At 40.9% G+C, this 4,506-nt stretch carries 4 protein-coding genes; all 4 read right to left on the reverse strand.

Features of this window, described 5'->3' with window-relative positions:
• Positions 1 to 1,715, reverse strand: a 1,715-nt coding sequence (ftsH, locus tag ACJMMI_RS03080; RefSeq protein ID WP_405353440.1) for an ATP-dependent zinc metalloprotease FtsH, incomplete at its 3' end; no start/stop codon positions are given.
• 90 nt (positions 1,716 to 1,805) lie between these two features.
• Positions 1,806 to 2,351, reverse strand: a complete 546-nt coding sequence (gene hpt / locus ACJMMI_RS03085) for a hypoxanthine phosphoribosyltransferase (protein ID WP_405353432.1) — start codon at positions 2,349 to 2,351, stop codon at positions 1,806 to 1,808.
• Between the two features lie 16 nt (positions 2,352 to 2,367).
• Positions 2,368 to 3,684 (reverse strand): tRNA lysidine(34) synthetase TilS, encoded by a 1,317-nt coding sequence (tilS, locus tag ACJMMI_RS03090; protein WP_405353434.1) that lies wholly within the window; start codon positions 3,682 to 3,684, stop codon positions 2,368 to 2,370.
• Positions 3,677 to 4,506: DnaB-like helicase C-terminal domain-containing protein (locus tag ACJMMI_RS03095; protein ID WP_405353437.1), on the reverse strand; the 830-nt coding region annotated here is incomplete at its 5' end. The genes tilS and ACJMMI_RS03095, both read right to left, overlap by 8 nt.

Raw genomic sequence — 4,506 nt, forward strand, 5'->3', positions numbered from 1 at the left:
TCGGAATAGTTCTTAGTGGTTGAATAATCCATTCCGAGAAATACTTCATCATTATCTTTACCGTAGAGAACAGGACCTAACTTTTCACTCATACCATATTTGGTAACCATAGAACGAGCGATTTCCGATGACTGTGCAATATCCTGCGATGCGCCTGTGGAAATATCGCCGAAAGTAATTTGTTCAGCAACTCTGCCACCCATTGCAGATATAATTCTGTCGAGCATAGCAGATTTAAGAAGATGACTTGAATCTTCATCCTGACGGTATAAGGTGTAACCGCCTGCCATACCTCTCGGAATAATAGAAATTTCATGAACAGGGTCCTGAGTAGCAAGCTCATGGAAGCAGATTGCGTGACCTGCTTCGTGATAAGCGGTAAGCTTCTTTTCCTTGTCACTCATAACTCTTGTCTTTTTCTCGGCACCGACTACAACCTTGATTGTAGCTTCCTCAATTTCTTCCATTGTGATAGCCTTTTTGTTCTTTCTTGCAGCAAGAAGAGCAGCTTCGTTAAGAAGGTTTTCGAGGTCTGCACCTGTAAAACCGGCAGTTGTCTTAGCAATAGTCTTAAGCTTAACATCAGGAGCGAGTGGCTTTTTGCGTGCATGAACCTTAAGAATAGCCTCTCTGCCGTTGATGTCAGGGTAACTTACGATTACCTGTCTGTCAAATCTGCCCGGACGCATAAGTGCAGGGTCAAGAACATCAGGACGGTTAGTAGCGGCGATAAGAATAACACCTTCGTTAGCACCAAAGCCGTCCATTTCAACGAGCAACTGGTTAAGGGTCTGCTCACGCTCATCATGACCACCGCCAAGGCCTGCACCTCTCTGGCGACCTACGGCATCAATTTCATCAATGAAGATGATACAAGGTGAGTTTTTCTTTGCCTGTTCAAACAAGTCACGAACTCTTGAAGCACCGACACCGACAAACATCTCAACAAAGTCTGAACCTGAGATTGAGAAGAAAGGTACGCCTGCTTCACCTGCAACTGCTCTTGCAAGCAAGGTTTTACCTGTACCTGGAGGGCCTACAAGAAGCACACCCTTTGGAATTCTTGCACCGAGTTTGTTGTATTTGTCAGGAGCTTTAAGGAATTCTACGATTTCCTGAAGCTCTTCCTTTTCCTCATCTGCACCCGCAACATCATCAAATGTAGTTTTGCGTTTTTCATCATTGGTATTTTTGATTTTAGCCTTGCCAAAGTTCATTTCTTTGCCGCCAAGACCGCCACCCATTTTCTTCATGATGAATACCCAGATTGCAACAAGGAGAATTCCCATTACAAGGATAGGCAAAAACTCATATAGAAGTGTGTTGTCGCTGCTTCTTATATAGTTGTAAGACACAGCCTCATCGGCAGACGCTGTGTAAACTGAAATATCATCAATAAATCTGTCAACATCGGCCAAAGTGCCCTTTACAACTACCTGCTTTGTCTTTGTGTCAGACTTACTTGTAGGTGTAGTCGGTGAAACAATAAGACCGCTGTTTGGGTCTGATTCATCAATAATACTGTCAGATGTAGCTATGTCGGTAACGGATTTAAGTTTTACGCCGTCTTTAAGGGTAATTTCAACCGCACCTGTTCCGTAGTTAATGGTGTAGCTTGAAACCTTGTCCTCTTTAAAGAGGTTGACAAGCTGAGATGTTGTATAGCTTTGAGATGACATTGAGCCCATCACAAAAGCAATACCCAGCACAATCATAACCGCAACGCCGATATAGATAATTATGTTACGCAGTTTTTTGTCCAATAGGAATCACTCCTTTTATATTATGAATTTAAAAGCGTAAAATTATGTATTGTCAGAATAAACTGACTCTTTAAGAACACCAACATAAGGAAGATTTCTGTATTTTTCTGCATAGTCAAGTCCGTATCCTACAATAAACGCATCAGGAATTACTGAGCCGACATACGCAACATCAATGTCAGCAACTCTTCTGTCGGGCTTGTTGAAAAGTGTACAAATCTTGACTGAGGCAGCCTTTTTTGCATAAAGATACTGAGAAATAAACGAAAGGGTTCTGCCGGAATCAACAATATCCTCTACAATAAGAATATGCTTGCCCTCAACAGATGTAGAAATATCCTTTTGAATATTAACTCTGCCTGAGCTTACGGTTGAATTGCCGTAGCTTGAAACAGCAAGAAAATCAATGGAAAAATCAAGGTCTACTTCCCTCATTAAATCAACCATAAATGATACGCAGCCCTTGAGCAAACCAACCATTATAAAGTCCTTGCCATTATAATCCTTTTCAATCTCTTTTGCAAGCCTTTTCACAATATTTTCAATATCCTGCTCGCTGTAAAGTACTTTTTCGATGTCCTTATGCACAAAAAATCCTCCCTTGTCACATAATAATAAATTTTCTTTTTTCTGCACTATAAGAAGTCTGAGTAGTATTTATTCCTTTGCACCACAAAATTTTATCATCAAGTGCCACAAGTGGAATTAAGTCCCTTTGCTCAGACGGGATTTTAAATTCATTCATTGCCTTTCTCAAAGACTTTAAAAGCTTTCTTTTTTCAAAAAAGAACTTGTCACCCTGCCTGCGTGTGCGGATAACAGCTTTGCTTATTTCATTTTCTGAAAGGCTGATATAATTATCACCTTGGCAATCGGAATTTGTAACTTCTTTTACAAGGTACTTCTGCCCTGCCAATATAAATTCTTTATCTATAACATTACTAAAGCTTATCTCATCTGTAGTATTATTGTCAAATTTTATTTGCTCAACTCTGAGTATGCCCTGCTTTGCTATTGCTCTGAAATTTCCGTTCAAATCAACCGAGCCGCCGTTTTTAAAAATATCATCTATAAGCTCAATGTGAATATGCTCGGGAATTTCTGCACCCGAATCAAGACAAATTTGCTTGATTGCGTTCTGCCTTATAATTTTATCAAAGCTTAACAGTTTGTCTGTGCTGTAACCATACTCAAGTTTACAAGCAGAAAGTGCAAGTTTTGTTTGTTTATCAAGATACTCAACTACAAGCCTTGCATCATCACACAGGCGTTTTACTGAGGTTTCAAAGCTTGGATTTATACTTTTTAATTCTGTAATGACATTATGACGAATCTTATTGCGTGTGTAATCATCAGTAAGATTTGTGCTGTCGGTAACAAAATCAAGTGAATTTTCCTTGCAATAATTTTCAATATACGCTCTGTCACACAAAATCAGCGGTCTGATTATGTTGCCTCGTCTTGCAGGAATTGCACAAAGTCCGTTAAGCGAAGTACCTCTCACAAGGTTAATCATCAAAGTTTCGGCATTGTCTGAAAGCGTATGTGCTGTGGCAATTTTACAGTCAAGCTTTTTAGAAATTTCTTCAAAAGCACTGTATCTGACATTTCTTCCGCAAAGTTCGGTGCTTATTCTTTCATTTTTCGCAAGAGCAGGAACATCTACCCTTTTTAAAAAAAGCTCAATGCCGAGCCTTTTGCAAAATTCTCTGCAAAAGCTTTCGTCACGCTCAGCTTCTGCTCCCCTTATCATATGATTGATGTGGATTGCAAATAAGGTTAGGTTGTATTTTTCTTTTACAGAACAAAGCATATGGAGCAGTGATACGGAATCTGCACCGCCCGAAAGAGCGACTGCGATTTTATCGTTGTATTCAATCAAACAGTAGGTATCTACTGCCTTTAAAAACGGATTACTCACTCCTGTCCTCCGTACCTGTAAACCTCATAAACTCGCCCTGCCAGTGCATTTTTACTGTGCGAGCCTCACCGTGACGGTTTTTAGCTACAATACATTCACCGCTGTTCTGGTCTGCACCCTGCGGGGAATCGTCCTCATTCTTATCGTAATAGCCCTCACGATAAAGAAAAAGTACAATATCTGCGTCCTGCTCGATAGAACCGGAATCACGCAGGTCGGAAAGCTGCGGTCTGTGGTCTGTACGCTGTTCACTCGCACGAGAAAGCTGTGAAAGTGTGATAACAGGCACATTCATTTCCTTTGCAAGAATTTTTAGGTTTCTTGTGATTTCTGAAATTTCCTGTACACGGTTGTCAATTCGTCTGCCGCTTCCCATAAGCTGCAGGTAGTCGATAATTACAAGGTCAAGCTTTCTCATTCGTCTTAGCTTTGATTTCATCTCGGTAATGGTAATGCCCGGAGAATCGTCAAGATAAAGCTCGGACTTGCCGAGAATATCACTTGCCGGAATAAGTCTGTCCCACTCCTCATCGTTCAGCTTGCCTGTTCTCAGCTTTGTACCCTCAATAAGAGCCTCAGCAGAAAGCAAACGGCTTGCAAGCTGCTCTTTTGACATTTCCAAAGAAAAGAAAGCAACGGTTTTCTTGGCTGTGCAGGCAACATATTTTGCAATGTTAAGAGCAAAACTTGTTTTACCCATACCGGGTCGGGCAGCAAGCAAGATAAGGTCGCTTCGGTTAAGTCCGGTAATAACTCTGTCAAGGTCACCGATACCGGTTGAAACAGGCTTCATACTGTCATCAGTAGCACTGTTTAATGCGT

The sequence above is a fragment of the Ruminococcus sp. genome (assembly GCF_045129435.1).
Lineage (GTDB): Bacteria > Bacillota > Clostridia > Oscillospirales > Acutalibacteraceae > Ruminococcoides.